This window comes from Pseudoalteromonas sp. 20-MNA-CIBAN-0454, assembly GCF_040308685.1.
Lineage (GTDB): Bacteria > Pseudomonadota > Gammaproteobacteria > Enterobacterales > Alteromonadaceae > Pseudoalteromonas > Pseudoalteromonas nigrifaciens.
The window spans coordinates 1-231 of record NZ_JBEOOB010000260.1 but is presented as its reverse complement, the minus strand read 5'-3'; the positions used below and the strand labels follow the sequence as shown (position 1 = coordinate 231).

The window sequence follows — 231 nt, the reverse complement described above, 5'->3', positions numbered from 1 at the left end:
CGATTGGCACCGCGGCGGCGATTTCCGGCACCTTGGTCAACCTGGCGGCGGGCGGCGTAGAGCGCAATGCCGTGCGCTTCGGGCACCCGTCCGGCACCTTGCGCGTCGGCGCCGAGGCCAGCCAGGTGGACGGTGAATGGGTGGTGAAGAAAGCCATCATGAGCCGCAGTGCGCGGGTGTTGATGGAAGGCTACGTGCGCATCCCCGGCGACGCCTTCTAAAGGTCTACGC

The 231-nt window shown here is 67.5% G+C and carries 1 protein-coding gene; it reads left to right on the top strand.

Going from position 1 to position 231, the window contains the following annotated elements; translation table 11 throughout:
• Positions 1-221: PrpF domain-containing protein (locus AAEZ22_RS18690; RefSeq protein ID WP_352298601.1), on the top strand; the 221-nt coding region annotated here is incomplete at its 5' end.
• Between the last annotated feature and the right edge of the window lie 10 nt (positions 222-231).